Origin of the sequence: Pseudomonas sp. TH08 (assembly GCF_016651275.1) — a bacterium.
Taxonomy (GTDB): domain Bacteria; phylum Pseudomonadota; class Gammaproteobacteria; order Pseudomonadales; family Pseudomonadaceae; genus Aquipseudomonas.
This window is the reverse complement of the sequence record NZ_JAEKEE010000002.1, coordinates 166,110-183,045: the sequence shown is the minus strand read 5'-3', so window position 1 is coordinate 183,045 and position 16,936 is coordinate 166,110. Positions and strand designations below refer to the sequence as shown.

The following is a 16,936-nucleotide window of genomic DNA, read 5'->3' as shown; positions in this document are numbered from 1 at the left end:
CGTCTTGGCGGGGGGATCGCTATAATCGGCGGCTTTTGTTCATGAGTGCGGGGTGAGGGATGCGCGATCGACTGTTGGCTGCGGAGAAAGTAAAGGCCATCGATTGGCGAGATGGCGCGCTCCACCTGCTGGATCAGCGTATTTTGCCGTTCGAGGAAACCTGGATTGCCTACACCAGCGCCGCCGGCGTCGCTGAGGCGATTCGCTCGATGGTGGTGCGCGGCGCACCGGCCATCGGTATCAGTGCGGCCTATGGCATTGTGCTCGCAGCCCGCGCGCGGGTCGCTGAAGGTGGCGACTGGTATGCGGCGCTGGAAGAGGATTTCGCCCTGCTGGCAGACTCCCGCCCCACGGCGGTCAATCTGTTCTGGGCGTTGGGGCGTATGCACGATCGCCTCGATCGCTTGAAAGACAATGCCGATCCGCTGGCGGCGCTGGAAGCCGAAGCCATCGCCATTCATGAAAGCGACCGCGAAGCCAACCTGACCATGGCGCAACTGGGCGTCGACCTTATCCGCAAGCATCAGGGCAATGCGCAGGCAATTTTGACCCACTGCAATACTGGCGCGCTGGCCACCGGCGGGTTCGGTACGGCGCTGGGGGTCATTCGGGCGGCTTTTATCGAAGGCATGGTTGAACGCGTTTACGCCGACGAAACCCGGCCCTGGCTGCAGGGTTCACGCCTTACCGCGTGGGAGCTGGCCAATGAAGGCATTCCGGTGACCCTGAACGCCGACTCCGCGGCCGCGCACATCATGAAAACCAAGGGCGTGACCTGGGTGATCGTCGGCGCTGACCGCATCACCGCCAACGGTGATGTGGCGAACAAGATTGGCACCTATCAACTGGCGGTCAACGCCATGCACCACGGCGTGCGTTTCATGGTCGTGGCGCCGAGTTCGACCATCGACATGAACCTGGCCAGCGGCGACGACATCCCGATTGAGGAGCGTGACGGAGCCGAGTTGCTGGAAGTGGGCGGCAAGCGCGTTGGCGCGGACGTTGAAGCATTCAACCCTGTGTTTGACGTGACGCCGGCGGATCTGATCGATGCGATCGTCACCGAGAAAGGCATCGTCGAGCGCCCGGATACCGCCAAAATGGCCCAGTTGATGTGCCGCAAGCGCCTGCATTGATTGGCTCTGGCGTCTGTCGGGGCGCCATCGCGAGCAGCTTCACTCCCACAGGTATTGTGATCACTGGAGATCAGTGTGGGAGCCAGTCTGCTGGCGATGAAGCCCTAAAAGTCAATAAACAAGCCTAAACCGATCACAAAATCTTCATTCATTAACTCTCTAAGCCTCTCTCGTCCCCCTTTCAGGCGATTACTGGTCAACTAACTATGCACCATGCGCTTATGGGGGATAGGTGCGTGGCGGCGATTGTGGTAGCATCCGGCGTTTTCCGAGGCAGTCCCACGGGGTTGTCTTCACTGCGCAAATCCAGGGTTCAACTTGTTGATTTGTCGTAAGTCGGCGCATGGCACTCAGTCTGCATCGACGAGCTTCGTGATCCCTATGGATGTGACGAGGTTTCACCAGAAAAAGGAATCGAGCTTCTCATGGGCGAACTGGCCAAAGAAATCCTCCCGGTCAATATCGAAGACGAGCTGAAGCAGTCCTACCTCGACTACGCGATGAGCGTGATCGTCGGCCGTGCACTGCCGGATGCGCGCGATGGCCTCAAGCCCGTGCACCGTCGCGTGCTGTTCGCGATGAGCGAGCTGGGCAACGACTTCAACAAGCCGTACAAGAAATCTGCCCGTGTTGTCGGTGACGTGATCGGTAAGTATCACCCTCACGGTGATACTGCGGTGTACGACACCATCGTCCGCATGGCTCAGCCTTTCTCTCTGCGCTACCTGCTGGTAGATGGTCAGGGCAACTTCGGTTCGGTCGACGGCGACAACGCTGCGGCCATGCGATACACCGAAGTGCGCATGACCAAACTGGCGCACGAGCTGTTGGCCGACCTGCACAAAGAAACCGTGGACTGGGTGCCGAACTACGACGGCACCGAGATGATCCCGGCGGTCATGCCGACCCGGATCCCCAACCTGCTGGTCAACGGTTCCAGCGGTATTGCCGTGGGCATGGCGACCAACATTCCGCCGCACAACCTCGGTGAAGTCATCGACGGTTGCCTGGCACTCATCGACAATCCCGAGCTGACTGTCGACGAACTGATGCAATACATCCCTGGTCCGGACTTCCCGACCGCTGCGATCATCAACGGTCGCGCCGGCATCATCGAAGCCTACCGCACCGGTCGTGGCCGCATTTACATGCGTGCGCGTTCGATGGTTGAAGACATCGACAAGGTCGGTGGTCGTCAGCAGATCGTTATCACCGAACTCCCTTACCAGTTGAACAAGGCGCGTCTGATCGAGAAGATCGCCGAGCTGGTTAAAGAGAAGAAACTGGAAGGCATCACCGAACTGCGCGACGAGTCCGACAAGGACGGTATGCGCGTCGTGATCGAATTGCGTCGTGGCGAAGTGCCTGAGGTGATCCTCAACAACCTCTACGCCCAGACTCAGTTGCAATCGGTATTCGGCATCAACATCGTGGCGCTGATCGATGGCCGTCCGCGGATCCTCAACCTCAAGGATCTGCTGGAAGCCTTTGTACGTCACCGTCGTGAAGTCGTCACCCGTCGTACCGTTTTCGAGCTGCGCAAAGCGCGTGAGCGTGGCCACATTCTCGAAGGCCAGGCCGTTGCCCTGTCGAACATCGACCCGGTAATCGCGCTGATCAAGGCGTCGCCAACTCCGTCGGAAGCCAAGGAAGCGCTGATCAGCACGCCTTGGGAATCCTCGGCGGTGGTGGCCATGGTTGAACGTGCCGGTGCCGATTCGTGCCGTCCGGAAAACCTCGATCCGCAATACGGTCTGCGTGAAGGCAAGTACTTCCTGTCGCCAGAACAGGCGCAAGCCATCCTGGAACTGCGTCTGCACCGCCTGACCGGTCTGGAACACGAAAAGCTGCTGGCCGAGTATCAAGAAATCCTCAACCAGATCGGCGAGCTGATCCGCATCCTCAACAGCGCTGTGCGCCTGATGGAAGTGATCCGCGAAGAACTGGAAGTGATCCGCGCCGAATACGGCGACAAGCGTCGCACCGAGATTCTCGATGCCCGTCTCGACTTGACCCTGGGCGACATGATCCCGGAAGAAGAGCGCGTCGTGACCATTTCCCATGGTGGCTACGCCAAGACCCAGCCATTGGCTGCGTATCAGGCTCAGCGTCGTGGCGGTAAAGGCAAATCGGCCACCGGTATCAAGGATGAGGACTACATCGCTCACCTGCTGGTCGCCAACAGTCACTCCACGCTGTTGCTGTTCTCCAGCAAAGGCAAGGTTTACTGGCTGAAGACCTACGAAATTCCAGAAGCATCGCGTGCTGCGCGTGGCCGTCCGCTGGTCAATCTGCTGCCGCTGGAAGCTGATGAAACCATCACCACCATGCTGCAGATCGATCTTGAAGCCATGAAGCGTCAGGCTGAAGAAGAAGAGGCCGAAGGCGTTGAGGCTGACGTAGAAGAAATCGAAAACAGCAACGAAACCGACGAAGAGCGCCGTGCGCGCATCAAGGCTGCCGACCGCAAGAAGGCACCGTTCATCTTCATGTCGACTGCCAACGGTACGGTCAAGAAGACTCCGCTGGTGGCCTTCAGCCGTCAGCGCAGCGTCGGTCTGATCGCTCTGGAGCTGGACGAAGGCGACATCCTGATCTCCGCTGCCATCACCGATGGCGAGCAGGAAATCATGCTGTTCTCCGACGGTGGCAAGGTGACTCGCTTCAAGGAATCCGAAGTTCGCGCCATGGGCCGTACCGCCCGCGGTGTGCGTGGTATGCGTCTGCCAGAAGGGCAGAAGCTGATCTCCATGCTGATTCCGGAAGAAGGCAGCGAGATCCTCACTGCTTCCGAGCGTGGTTATGGCAAGCGTACTGCCATCACCGAGTTCCCTGAGTACAAGCGTGGCGGCCAAGGCGTTATCGCCATGGTCAGCAACGAGCGTAACGGCCGTCTGGTCGGCGCGGTTCAGGTGCAGGATGGCGAAGAAATCATGCTGATCTCCGATCAGGGCACTCTGGTGCGGACCCGTGTTGATGAAGTGTCCAGCTTGGGTCGTAACACTCAGGGCGTGACGCTGATCAAGCTGGCCAACGATGAAACGCTGGTCGGTCTGGAGCGGGTTCAGGAGCCGTCGGAAGTCGAGGGCGAAGAGCTCGAGGGTGAAGAAGGGCTGGTGTCCGGTGCGCAGGTCGTGAGCGACGATGCTGTCGAAGACCAGCAACTCGACGCCGCAGCAGACGAAGAACCGCAGCAATAAGCGGATAAACGAGGGGGCGGATGAGAATTCGCCCCCTTGTTATTTGTCCGGTATTAAATTTCGACATCATGGAGATCCCCTGTGGGAGCGAGCCTGCTCGCGATAGCGGTGTGCCAGTCAGCGAATCTTTATCTGACACACCGTTATCGCGAGCAGGCTCACTCCTACACTGGAAAGCGTTTCATCGCCGTTCCAGTGTCGACGGTCGATACGATTTATTGCGTGATACCACCAAATCAGAGCGAGATTGGATGTGAGCAAGCGAGCCTATAACTTCTGCGCCGGTCCTGCGGCGCTTCCTGAAGCTGTCCTGCAGCGCGCCCAGGGTGAACTCCTTGATTGGCACGGCAAGGGTCTGTCGGTCATGGAAATGAGCCATCGCAGTGATGAGTTCGTGTCCATTGCCACCCAGGCCGAGCAGGACCTGCGTGACCTGCTGAATATCCCTTCGAACTATAAAGTGCTGTTTTTGCAAGGTGGCGCCAGCCAGCAGTTCGCGCAGATTCCACTTAACCTGTTGCCGGAAAGCGGCACTGCCGACTATATCGATACAGGCATCTGGTCGCAGAAAGCCATCGAAGAAGCCTCGCGCTACGGTCACGTCAACGTCGCCGCCACCGCCAAGCCTTACGACTATTTCGCCATTCCCGGCCAGAACGAGTGGAACCTGTCGAAAGACGCCGCTTACGTTCACTACGCGCCGAACGAAACCATCGGCGGTCTGGAATTCCAGTGGATCCCGGAAACCGGTGATGTGCCGCTGGTGGCCGACATGTCTTCGGACATTCTTTCGCGTCCGGTTGATGTCTCGCGTTTCGGCATGATCTACGCCGGTGCACAGAAGAACATCGGCCCGAGCGGCATCGTCGTCAACATCATCCGCGAAGACTTGCTCGGCAAGGCGCGCTCGCTGTGCCCGACCATGCTCGACTACAAAGTCGCGGCCGATAACGGTTCGATGTACAACACGCCGCCGACCTTGGCCTGGTACCTGTCGGGTCTGGTCTTCCAGTGGCTGAAAGAGCAGGGCGGCGTTGAAGCCATCGCCCAACTCAACGACGTCAAACAGCGCACGCTGTACGATTTCATCGACGCCAGCGGCCTCTACAGCAACCCGATCAACAAGTCGGACCGCTCGTGGATGAACGTGCCGTTCCGCTTGGCTGATGACCGTCTGGACAAGCCGTTCCTGGTCGGTGCCGACGAGCGCGGTCTGCTCAACCTCAAGGGTCACCGCTCGGTGGGCGGCATGCGCGCCTCCATCTATAACGCTGTCGACATCACCGCGGTCAACGCGCTGGTGGCATACATGGCTGAATTCGAGAAGGAACACGGCTGATGTCCGAGCAAGAACTCAAGGCACTGCGCGTTCGCATTGACGCTCTGGACACCAAAGTCCTCGAGCTGATCAGTGAGCGTGCGCGTTGCGCCCAGGAAGTCGCGCGAGTAAAGATGGCCTCGCTGGCCGAAGGCGAAGTGCCGGTGTTCTATCGTCCCGAGCGTGAAGCTCAGGTGCTCAAGCGTGTGATGGAACGCAATCAGGGGCCGCTGGGCAACGAAGAGATGGCGCGGCTGTTCCGCGAAATCATGTCGTCGTGCCTGGCGCTGGAACAGCCGCTGAAAGTGGCTTACCTCGGCCCTGAAGGCACATTCACCCAGGCTGCGGCCATGAAGCACTTCGGTCACGCAGTGATCAGCAAGCCGATGGCGGCGATCGACGAAGTGTTCCGTGAAGTGGCGGCGGGTGCGGTGAATTTTGGCGTGGTGCCGGTGGAAAACTCCACCGAAGGCGCGGTCAACCACACGCTGGACAGCTTCCTTGAACACGACATGGTGATCTGCGGCGAAGTTGAGCTGCGTATCCACCATCACCTGTTGGTCGGTGAAAACACCAAGACCGACAGCATCAGCCGCATTTACTCCCACGCGCAGTCGCTGGCCCAGTGCCGCAAGTGGCTGGACGCGCATTACCCGAATGTCGAGCGCGTGGCGGTGTCGAGCAACGCCGAAGCGGCCAAGCGGGTTAAGGGCGAGTGGAACTCGGCAGCGATTGCCGGCGACATGGCGGCTGGTCTGTATGGCTTGACCCGTCTGGCCGAGAAGATCGAAGACCGTCCGGACAACTCGACGCGCTTCCTGATGATCGGTAACCAGGAAGTGCCGCCGACCGGTGACGACAAGACTTCGATCATTGTTTCGATGAGCAACAAGCCTGGCGCGCTTCACGAGCTGCTGGTGCCGTTCCATGACAACGGTATCGACCTGACCCGTATCGAAACCCGTCCGTCGCGCAGCGGCAAATGGACCTATGTGTTCTTCATCGACTTCGTCGGCCATCACCGTGATCCGTTGATCAAAGGTGTATTGGAAAAGATCAGTCAGGAAGCAGTAGCACTCAAAGTGCTGGGTTCCTACCCGAAAGCAGTTCTGTAAGGGGCGGTAGTAATGAGTGGCAATTTCCTCGCTCTGGCACAGCCGGGCGTGCAACAACTTTCGCCGTACGTTCCGGGCAAGCCTGTGGACGAACTGGCGCGCGAGCTGGATCTGGATCCGGCAAAAATCGTCAAACTGGCGAGTAATGAAAACCCGCTGGGCGCCAGCCCGAAAGCCTTGGCGGCGATCCGTGAAGAGTTGGCCGAGCTGACCCGCTATCCGGACGGTAACGGTTTTGCGCTGAAATCCCTGCTGGCCGAGCAGTGCCGTGTCGAACTGAATCAGGTCACTCTGGGCAACGGCTCCAACGACATTCTTGAGCTGGTGGCGCGCGCCTATCTGGCGCCGGGCCTGAATGCCGTGTTCAGTGAGCACGCTTTTGCGGTGTATCCGATCGCCACTCAGGCTGTCGGCGCTCAGGCCAAAGTGGTTCCGGCCAAAGAATGGGGGCATGACCTGCCTGCGATGCTTGCCGCCATCGACGCCAACACCCGCGTGGTGTTCATCGCCAACCCGAACAACCCGACCGGTACCTGGTTCGGCGCTGAAGCGCTGGACGAGTTCCTGCAGGATGTTCCGGAGCATGTGTTGGTGGTGTTGGACGAGGCGTACATCGAATACGCCGAAGGCAGCGATCTGCCGGACGGTCTGGATTTCCTCGCCGCTTACCCGAATCTGCTGGTTTCGCGCACTTTCTCCAAAGCCTATGGCCTGGCGGCATTGCGTGTTGGCTACGGTTTGTCCACTCCGGTGGTTGCTGACGTGCTGAACCGCGTTCGCCAGCCATTCAACGTCAACAGTCTCGCCTTGGCGGCGGCGTGTGCGGCGTTGAAGGACGAAGAATATCTGGCGCAAAGTCGTCAGCTCAACGAGTCCGGCATGCAGCAACTGCAAGCGGGTTTCCGTGAGCTGGGTCTGGGCTGGATCGAGTCCAAAGGCAATTTTATCTGCGTCGATCTCGCTCAAGTAGCCGCTCCGGTGTTCCAGGGCTTGCTGGCTGAAGGTGTGATCGTACGTCCGGTGGCCAACTACGGCATGCCGAACCACCTGCGGGTGACCATTGGTCTGCCGGCGGAAAACAGCCGTTTCCTCGAAGCGCTGCGCAAGGTTCTGGCTCGTGGGTGATGTCACTGCAATGCAATCTGCTGCACCTATGATCGGTCGCCTTGTAGTGGTCGGTCTGGGATTAATCGGTGGTTCTTTTGCCAAAGGCTTGCGTGAAAGCGGCGTGTGCCGCGAAGTGGTCGGGGTCGATCTCGATCCGCAATCGCGCAAGCTGGCGGTCGAGTTGGGTGTGGTGGATCGCTGTGAAGACGACCTGGTGGCAGCCTGCCAGGGCGCGGACGTGATTCAGTTGGCGGTGCCGATTCTGGCGATGGAAAAAGTGCTCGCGCGTCTGGCGAGCATGGATCTGGGCTCGGCGATTCTGACCGACGTCGGCAGCGCCAAAGGCAATGTGGTGCGCGCGGCGACCGAAGCGTTTGGTGGTATGCCGGCGCGTTTCGTGCCGGGGCATCCGATTGCCGGATCCGAGCAGAGCGGGGTGGAAGCCTCTAACGCCGAGCTGTTCCGTCGTCACAAAGTGATCCTCACGCCGCTTGAGCAAACCGATCCGGCTGCACTGGCCGTGGTTGACCGTCTGTGGCGCGAATTGGGCGCCGACGTCGAGCACATGCAGGTCGAGCGTCACGATGAAGTGCTGGCTGCGACCAGTCATCTGCCGCACTTGCTGGCCTTCGGCCTGGTCGATTCATTGGCCAAGCGCAATGAAAATCTAGAGATCTTCCGTTACGCTGCCGGTGGTTTCCGCGATTTCACAAGAATCGCCGGAAGCGACCCGGTGATGTGGCACGACATCTTCCTCGCCAACCGCGAGGCTGTTCTGCGCACACTCGATACATTTCGCAGCGACCTCGACGCCTTGCGCGACGCGGTCGATGCAGGGGATGGGCACCAATTGTTGGGCGTTTTCACTCGCGCCCGGGTTGCCCGCGAGCATTTCAGTAAAATCCTGGCCCGCAGGGCCTATGTGGACGCTATGAATTCCAACGATCTGATCTTCCTGGCTCAACCTGGTGGCCGCCTGTCCGGTCGGATTCGCGTACCGGGTGACAAATCCATTTCCCACCGTTCGATCATGCTCGGTTCGCTGGCCGAAGGCGTCACCGAAGTCGAAGGTTTCCTTGAGGGTGAAGACGCTCTGGCGACCTTGCAGGCGTTCCGCGACATGGGCGTGGTCATCGAAGGCCCGCACCACGGTCGTGTGACCATTCACGGTGTTGGCCTGCACGGCCTGAAACCTGCGCCGGGCCCGATCTATCTGGGCAACTCAGGGACCTCGATGCGTCTGCTGTCCGGCCTGCTGGCCGCGCAGAACTTCGACAGCACCCTGACTGGCGATGCTTCGCTGTCCAAGCGTCCGATGAATCGCGTGGCCAATCCACTGCGTGAAATGGGTGCCGTGATCGAAACCGCCGCTGAAGGTCGTCCGCCGATGACTATTCGTGGCGGTCACAAGCTCAAAGGCCTGACCTACACCATGCCGATGGCCAGTGCTCAGGTGAAATCCTGCCTGCTGCTCGCCGGTTTGTATGCTGAAGGCAAGACTACCGTTACTGAACCTGCGCCGACCCGTGACCACACCGAGCGCATGCTGCGCGGTTTCGGCTACCCGGTCAGCGTTGAAGGCGCTACGGCGTCGGTCGAGTCCGGCGGCAAATTGACCGCGACTCATATTGAGGTGCCGGGCGACATCTCGTCGTCGGCGTTCTTCCTGGTAGCGGCTTCGATTGCCGAAGGTTCGGAGCTGGTACTTGAGCACGTCGGCATCAACCCGACCCGTACCGGCGTCATCGACATCCTGCGCCTGATGGGTGCGGACATCACTCTGGAAAACCAGCGTGAAGTCGGCGGTGAGCCTGTGGCTGACCTGCGCGTGCGAGCGGCTAAACTCAAAGGTATCGAGATTCCGGAAGAGCTGGTTCCACTGGCCATCGACGAGTTCCCGGTGCTGTTCGTCGCGGCTGCCTGTGCCGAAGGGCGCACTGTACTGACTGGCGCCGAAGAGCTGCGGGTCAAGGAGTCGGATCGTATCCAGGTGATGGCGGATGGTTTGCTCGCGCTGGGCGTAAAATGCCAGCCGACGCCGGACGGCATCATCATCGACGGTGGCCAGATTGGCGGCGGCGAAGTGCATGGTCACGGCGATCACCGTATTGCGATGGCTTTCAGCGTTGCATCGCTGCGCGCCACTGCACCGATCCGCATCCATGATTGCGCCAACGTCGCGACGTCGTTCCCGAACTTCCTCGCGTTGTGCGCGCAGGTCGGTATTCGTGTGGCACAAGAGGCTCAGTCGTGAAAAACATTGCACCGGTCATCACCATTGATGGGCCAAGTGGCTCGGGCAAAGGCACCGTCGCCGGGATCCTGGCCAAGCGTCTGGGCTGGAATCTGCTGGACTCCGGTGCGCTTTACCGCTTGCTGGCATTCGCTGCGCACAACCATGGTGTTGACCTGACCAATGAAGAGCTGCTGAAGAAACTCGCCGCTCATCTGGATGTTCAGTTCATTGCGGCGACCGACGGTCAGCTGCAACGCATCATCCTTGAAGGTGACGAAGTCAGCGACGTGATTCGCACTGAAAGCATCGGTTCCGGCGCTTCGCAAGTGGCGGCTTTGCCGGCTGTGCGCGAGGCGCTGCTGCAGCGCCAGCGTGCTTTCCAGGAAGCGCCGGGTCTGGTGGCCGATGGTCGCGACATGGGGACGGTGGTTTTTCCTGGTGCACCGCTGAAGATTTTCCTGACCGCCAGTGCCGCGGAGAGAGCGCGCCGTCGATATTTGCAGTTGAAGGGAAAAGTCGAGGGTGTTAGTCTGTCGAGTCTGCTAGATGAGATCCGTGCGCGCGACGAGCGTGACACCCAGCGAGCGGTAGCCCCGCTTAAACCGGCGGCTGACGCCATACAGCTGGATTCCACGGAGTTGTCCATCGATCAGGTGCTTGAACGCATCATGAGCGAGATCGCCATTCGCGATATCGCCGGGTGACCAAGAAGGCCACAGGGGACCAGTCATAGTCCTGCGGCGCTTCTTCTATATGAAACTAACCCACACCGTCTGGGGTGTGGAGATGGGCGTATCCTTCGCCCTCATTTACAGGAATTAAAATGAGCGAAAGCTTTGCGGAACTCTTTGAAGAAAGCCTAAAAACCCTGAACCTTCAGGCAGGCTCCATCATCACCGGTGTTATCGTTGATATCGATTACCAAGCTCGCTGGGTAACCGTTCACGCTGGCCTGAAGTCTGAAGCACTCATCCCGCTTGAGCAGTTCTACAACGACGCTGGCGATCTGACTATCAATGTCGGTGACGAAGTTCACGTTGCTCTGGACTCGGTTGAAGACGGTTTCGGTGAAACCAAGCTGTCCCGTGAAAAAGCCAAGCGCGCTGAGTGCTGGATCGTTCTGGAAGCTGCCTTCGCAGCCGAGGAAGTGGTCAAGGGCGTTATCAACGGTAAGGTTAAAGGCGGCTTCACTGTCGACGTTAACGGCATCCGTGCGTTCCTGCCAGGTTCCCTGGTTGACGTCCGTCCAGTGCGCGACACCACGCACCTGGAAGGCAAAGAGCTGGAATTCAAGGTCATCAAGCTGGACCAGAAGCGCAACAACGTTGTCGTTTCCCGTCGCAGCGTCCTGGAAGCCGAGAACTCCGCCGAGCGTGAAGCTCTGCTGGAATCCTTGCAGGAAGGCCAGCAAGTCAAAGGTATCGTTAAAAACCTCACCGATTACGGCGCATTCGTCGATCTGGGTGGCGTGGACGGCCTGCTGCACATCACCGACATGGCCTGGAAGCGCATCAAGCATCCTTCCGAGATCGTCAACGTTGGTGACGAAATCGACGTTAAGGTTCTGAAATACGATCGCGAACGCAACCGTGTTTCCCTGGGCCTGAAGCAGCTGGGCGAAGATCCATGGGTTGCTATCAAAGCCCGTTACCCAGAAAGCACTCGCGTTACCGCTCGTGTAACCAACCTGACCGACTACGGCTGCTTCGCTGAGCTGGAAGAAGGCGTTGAAGGTCTGGTACACGTTTCGGAAATGGACTGGACCAACAAGAACATCCACCCTTCGAAAGTCGTACAAGTCGGCGACGAAGTGGAAGTTATGGTTCTGGACATCGACGAAGAGCGTCGTCGTATCTCCCTGGGCATCAAGCAGTGCAAATCTAACCCATGGGAAGATTTCTCTGGCCAGTTCAACAAGGGCGATAAAATCTCCGGCACCATCAAGTCGATCACCGATTTCGGTATCTTCATTGGTCTGGACGGCGGCATCGACGGTCTGGTTCACCTGTCCGACATCTCCTGGAACGAAGTGGGCGAAGAAGCTGTTCGTCGTTTCAAGAAGGGCGACGAGCTGGACACCGTTATCCTGTCGGTTGACCCAGAGCGCGAGCGTATCTCCCTGGGTATCAAGCAACTGGAAAGCGATCCGTTCTCCGAGTACGTCTCGGTTAACGACAAAGGCGCAATCGTTACTGGCACCGTGAAAGAAGTTGACGCCAAAGGCGCCATCATCGTTCTGGCCGACGATATCGAAGCGACTCTGAAAGCCTCCGAAATCAGCCGTGACCGCGTTGAAGACGCGCGCAACGTTCTGAAAGAAGGCCAGGAAGTAGAAGCCAAGATCATCAGCGTTGATCGTAAGAGCCGCGTGATCCAACTCTCCATCAAGTCGAAAGATGATGCTGAAGAGAAAGAAGCTATCCAGAGCCTGAAAACTGCTCCGGAAGGTGAAGCTGCTGACACCACCATGGCTGGCCTGCTGCGCCAAGCAATGGCGGCCAAACAGAACTAAGTTCTGTTTGATTGTAAAAAGGGCGACTTCGGTCGCCCTTTTTTGTGCCTGCGATTTGGTGAGGCGGGGTGGTGTGCTGGGCTGATAGTTGAAACCAATTGCTTTTGTTGGTTGTCTGTTTCTTTAATCGGATCAATCGCCTATTCGCGACTAAGCTTGGTCTTAAGCATGCGATAGTCGGGTATAGCCTGACATAAGGAAATGGATGAACAAGTTTATTGTCCTCGCAGCAATCCTGGTTTTGGCGGGGTGTACCACAAGCGCCAAGACTCATGCGGTGCGTGGCGTCAGTGGAATAGAGATTGATTGTTCGGGGTTGGGCTCCGGTTGGGAGAAGTGCCAGAAGCGCGCTGCAAAGGAGTGCAAGGGCGCCGGCTACAAAGTGGTGACGCGATCGGATCAGGCCAAGGATGAAGATGAGTTTCCCTTTGGCTTCAATCCAGCAGGCTACGTGACGCGAACCATGCTGGTGATGTGCCGCTGAGTGAGAGCTCGTCCAGTTTGTTGATTTGACGCCCTGAAAATGGGCGTTTCGACGCTGGTGAAGATATGTCAATCCCTGGGCTGTTCAAAATCTTCCGGGCGTGCTAAAACCTTTCAAGCGCTGATCTAGCTGCTTGAAAAAGAAGGGAAAAATATGACGAAGTCGGAGTTGATCGAACGAATTGTCACCCATCAAGGGCTGCTCTCATCCAAGGATGTGGAGCTGGCCATCAAGACCATGCTTGAACAAATGTCCCAGTGTCTGGCCACCGGTGATCGCATCGAGATCCGTGGGTTTGGCAGTTTCTCTCTGCACTACCGTGCACCGCGCGTCGGACGTAATCCGAAGACCGGTCAGTCCGTCAGCCTTGACGGCAAATTTGTTCCGCATTTCAAGCCGGGTAAAGAATTGCGTGATCGGGTGAATGAGGAAGAGGAGGAGGGCGTTTGATCCTCGCTGCTAATTATCAGGGAAATGCTTATGCGTAATCTCAAGCGCATACTTCTTGGCGTTTTTATTCTTTTTCTGGTGTTGGTTATCCTGGCGTTTGTGCTTGAGAACCAGCAATCAGTGTCGTTGTTGTTTTTGGGTTGGTCCGGGCCTCAACTTCCGGTTTCCCTAGTCGTTGTCGTTGCGTTGCTGATCGGTATGTTTATCGGTCCAATACTTGGCTGGTTTTTGGGTCGCTCGTCCAGAGCAGCACGCAAGCGCCTTGTCTGAAAACGACAGGTATAGGGCTTCTGTCGAAATTGCGCTTCAGTCTGTCTATATCCATTAGTAAAACGTTCATTAAGCTGTAAAATGCACCCCTTGTTCGATAGTGGCCTATTCCCACATCGATTCAGACTGACTCTGACGGAAGCCACAAGTTTTGATGGTTTCTGCGTTCATGGATTAGACAGTGCTCATTGGTGTCACTGTCCGCAGCTCAAGGGTATGGTTTCGCGTGAAAATTCTAGTAACCGGCGGCGCCGGGTTCATCGGCTCGGCAGTCATTCGACACATCATCTCCAGCACTGCCGATTCTGTCGTCAACGTCGACAAGTTGACGTACGCCGGTAATCTGGAGTCTTTGGCTGAGGTCAGTGATGACTCGCGATACGCATTTGAGCGCGTTGATATCTGTGATCGCGATCAAATCGATCGTGTTCTACGTGAGCATCAACCGGATGCCATCATGCATCTGGCGGCTGAATCTCATGTTGATCGCTCTATCTCTGGGCCTTCCGAGTTCATTCAGACCAACATCATCGGTACCTACACTCTTCTTGAAGCTGCACGCCATTATTGGGCGGCACTCGATGATTCGCGCAAAGCCAGCTTCCGCTTTCATCATATTTCGACTGACGAAGTTTATGGTGATCTAGAAGGGCCGGAAGACCTCTTCACTGAAGTCACGCCTTATCAGCCAAGCTCGCCTTATTCAGCCAGCAAGGCTAGCTCCGATCACCTCGTTCGCGCCTGGGCTCGTACTTATGGTTTGCCGACGTTAGTTACCAACTGCTCGAACAACTACGGCCCTTGCCACTTCCCTGAGAAATTGATCCCGCTGATCATTCTCAACGCGCTTGAAGGCAAGCCTTTGCCTGTTTATGGCCAAGGCAATCAAGTTCGAGATTGGCTCTATGTCGAAGATCACGCTCGTGCTTTGTATAAAGTCGTGACCGAAGGTGTAATCGGTGAGACCTACAACATCGGCGGTCACAACGAGAAGCAGAACATCGAAGTTGTGCATACGCTCTGTGCGTTGCTGGATGAATTACGTCCTGACTCTACGCATCGTCCGCATGCAAGTCTGATCACTTACGTGCAGGATCGTCCTGGTCATGACCAGCGCTATGCGATCGATGCAAGCAAGATTCAGCGTGAGCTGGGCTGGACTCCGGAAGAAACCTTTGAAACCGGCATACGCAAGACTGTCGAGTGGTACCTGAATAACACTGAGTGGGTTGAGCACGTGAAGAGTGGCAGCTACCAGCAGTGGATTGATCAGAATTACAGCGATCGCTCTAAGAAAACATGAGAGTTCTTTTACTGGGAAAAAACGGTCAGGTGGGTTGGGAGCTTCAGCGCTCCCTGGCGCCGCTGGGCGAGCTGATTGCTCTTGGTCGAGGTGTTTCAGAGGAAGGTCTTAAGGGTGATTTAACAGATCTTGTTGCACTTCGCGCAACTATTCGTCATGTCAAACCTGATGTGATTGTGAATGCGGCAGCTTACAACGGAGTAGATAAAGCGGAATCCGACAGCGATCTGGCTTTCCTGGTAAATGCTCAGGCGAGCAAGGTGATGGCTGAAGAGGCGAAATCGTTGGATGCCCTGTTGGTCCACTACTCTACAGATTACGTGTTCAGTGGTCAGGGTATAAGCCCGTGGCGAGAGGGTGACAGTGCCGTACCTGCGAATCAGTATGGACTCAGCAAGCTTGAGGGTGAGCGAGCTATTATTGCTTCTGGTTGTAGGCATCTGATTTTTCGGACAAGTTGGGTCTACTCGACTTGGGGGAACAACTTTGCAAAAACCATGCTAAGGCTTGCCAGGGAGCGAGAGAGTCTAAGTGTGATTTTTGATCAGGTTGGGGCTCCTACGGGAAGTGACTTGATTGCGGATGTGACCGCGCATGCCATTCTGCAGGTGCAAAAGTCGCCGCAATTATGCGGTATTTATCATTTGGTTGCGGCTGGTGAAGTTTCATGGCACGGCTATGCTTCTCATGTCATTGAGTTTGCGAGAGATCGCGGCGAAACAATGATGGTGAAAACGGTAGAGCCTATCGAGTCAAGTGCTTATCCAACACCAGCCCGCCGACCTTTGAATTCGCGTTTGAATACCGCAAAGCTCCGAAATAATTTTTCCTTGCACTTGCCGGATTGGCAGAGTGGCGTAAATAGAATGCTTATGGAAGTCTTTAACAAATGATCAATATCAATCGTAAGGGAATTATCTTGGCTGGCGGTTCGGGAACGCGCTTGCATCCGCTTACTCTGGGTGTGTCCAAGCAAATGTTGCCTATCTACGACAAGCCAATGATTTTTTATCCGCTTTCGGTACTGATGCTCGCTGGTATGAGAGAGATATTGATCATCTCGACTCCAGAGGATTTGCCTAATTTTCGTAAGCTGCTCGGTGATGGAAGTCGATACGGCATCGAGTTGACCTATGCTGAACAGCCTTCCCCGGATGGCTTGGCTCAAGCATTCATTATTGGTGAAGAGTTTATTGGCAAGGATCCATGCTGCTTGATCTTGGGCGACAATATTTTCTACGGTCAGCACTTCTCGGATAATTTACGATCCGCGAGCAGTCAGAAGCATGGTGCGACAGTCTTCGGTTATCATGTGTCAGATCCGGAACGATTTGGCGTCGTTGAGTTTGACGCTTCGGGTTGCGCATTGAGTATCGAAGAGAAGCCGCTTAAGCCGAAGTCCAGCTACGCAGTGACGGGGTTGTATTTTTACGACAATCAGGTTGTTGAGATTGCCAAGAGCATAAAACCTTCTGAGCGCGGTGAACTGGAGATCACGGATGTCAATCGGGCTTATCTTGAGAAGAAGGCCCTGAGCGTCGAAATGCTGGGGCGCGGCTTTGCCTGGCTGGATACTGGTACCCATGACTCGCTACTGGAGGCTAGTCATTTTGTTCATACGATAGAACATCGTCAGGGATTGAAGGTTGCTTGTTTGGAAGAAATCGCCTTTAACAACGGTTGGATCACGGACGAGCAGTTGGCTGAGCAAGCTGAAGCATTGAAGAAGACTGGCTATGGCCAGTATCTGAAAAAGTTGCTGGAATCGAACTCTCTCTAACTAAAATATTGGATTTCAATTAAGC

At 56.7% G+C, this 16,936-nt stretch carries 14 protein-coding genes; all 14 read left to right on the top strand.

Annotation, left to right across the window (positions count from 1 at the left end; all coding sequences use genetic code 11):
* The first annotated feature begins 59 nt into the window (after positions 1-59).
* The 14 genes from mtnA to rfbA all read left to right on the top strand — a co-directional run bounded on the left by mtnA (position 60) and on the right by rfbA (position 16,911).
* A complete protein-coding gene (gene mtnA, locus JFT91_RS10465) occupies positions 60-1,136 on the top strand; it encodes an S-methyl-5-thioribose-1-phosphate isomerase (RefSeq protein ID WP_201146747.1) in 1,077 nt (358 codons plus the stop codon).
* Between the two features lie 425 nt (positions 1,137-1,561).
* On the top strand, positions 1,562-4,336 hold the full coding sequence (gyrA, locus tag JFT91_RS10460) for a DNA gyrase subunit A (RefSeq protein ID WP_201232350.1): 2,775 nt from the start codon (positions 1,562-1,564) through the stop codon (positions 4,334-4,336).
* 253 nt (positions 4,337-4,589) lie between these two features.
* On the top strand, positions 4,590-5,675 hold the full coding sequence (gene serC / locus JFT91_RS10455) for a 3-phosphoserine/phosphohydroxythreonine transaminase (protein WP_201232349.1): 1,086 nt from the start codon (positions 4,590-4,592) through the stop codon (positions 5,673-5,675).
* Positions 5,675-6,769 (top strand): prephenate dehydratase, encoded by a 1,095-nt coding sequence (pheA, locus tag JFT91_RS10450; protein ID WP_016770924.1) that lies wholly within the window; start codon positions 5,675-5,677, stop codon positions 6,767-6,769. Before serC ends, pheA begins: the two co-directional genes overlap by 1 nt.
* A gap of 12 nt (positions 6,770-6,781) precedes the next feature.
* A complete protein-coding gene (hisC, locus tag JFT91_RS10445) occupies positions 6,782-7,894 on the top strand; it encodes a histidinol-phosphate transaminase (protein ID WP_201232348.1) in 1,113 nt (370 codons plus the stop codon).
* A gap of 28 nt (positions 7,895-7,922) precedes the next feature.
* A complete protein-coding gene (locus JFT91_RS10440; RefSeq protein WP_242489250.1) occupies positions 7,923-10,130 on the top strand; it encodes a bifunctional prephenate dehydrogenase/3-phosphoshikimate 1-carboxyvinyltransferase in 2,208 nt (735 codons plus the stop codon).
* Positions 10,127-10,816, top strand: a complete 690-nt coding sequence (cmk, locus tag JFT91_RS10435) for a (d)CMP kinase (RefSeq protein ID WP_201232347.1) — start codon at positions 10,127-10,129, stop codon at positions 10,814-10,816. The genes JFT91_RS10440 and cmk overlap by 4 nt, the downstream gene beginning before the upstream one ends.
* Before the next feature lie 119 nt (positions 10,817-10,935).
* Positions 10,936-12,624, top strand: a complete 1,689-nt coding sequence (gene rpsA, locus JFT91_RS10430) for a 30S ribosomal protein S1 (protein ID WP_123375503.1) — start codon at positions 10,936-10,938, stop codon at positions 12,622-12,624.
* A gap of 205 nt (positions 12,625-12,829) precedes the next feature.
* The gene (locus JFT91_RS10425) at positions 12,830-13,108 is read left to right on the top strand and encodes a hypothetical protein (RefSeq protein WP_201205606.1); all 279 of its coding nucleotides are present in this window, start codon (positions 12,830-12,832) and stop codon (positions 13,106-13,108) included.
* Between the two features lie 153 nt (positions 13,109-13,261).
* Positions 13,262-13,558: an integration host factor subunit beta gene (gene ihfB / locus JFT91_RS10420; RefSeq protein WP_003189779.1), complete on the top strand. Its 297-nt coding sequence runs from the start codon at positions 13,262-13,264 to the stop codon at positions 13,556-13,558.
* Positions 13,559-13,588: 30 nt separating this feature from the next.
* On the top strand, positions 13,589-13,828 hold the full coding sequence (locus JFT91_RS10415; protein ID WP_201230948.1) for a lipopolysaccharide assembly protein LapA domain-containing protein: 240 nt from the start codon (positions 13,589-13,591) through the stop codon (positions 13,826-13,828).
* A gap of 226 nt (positions 13,829-14,054) precedes the next feature.
* Positions 14,055-15,131 (top strand): dTDP-glucose 4,6-dehydratase, encoded by a 1,077-nt coding sequence (gene rfbB / locus JFT91_RS10410; RefSeq protein WP_201232346.1) that lies wholly within the window; start codon positions 14,055-14,057, stop codon positions 15,129-15,131.
* Positions 15,128-16,024, top strand: a complete 897-nt coding sequence (gene rfbD, locus JFT91_RS10405; protein WP_201232345.1) for a dTDP-4-dehydrorhamnose reductase — start codon at positions 15,128-15,130, stop codon at positions 16,022-16,024. The genes rfbB and rfbD overlap by 4 nt, the downstream gene beginning before the upstream one ends.
* Positions 16,021-16,911 (top strand): glucose-1-phosphate thymidylyltransferase RfbA, encoded by an 891-nt coding sequence (gene rfbA, locus JFT91_RS10400; protein WP_201232344.1) that lies wholly within the window; start codon positions 16,021-16,023, stop codon positions 16,909-16,911. Before rfbD ends, rfbA begins: the two co-directional genes overlap by 4 nt.
* The last annotated feature ends 25 nt before the right edge of the window (positions 16,912-16,936 follow it).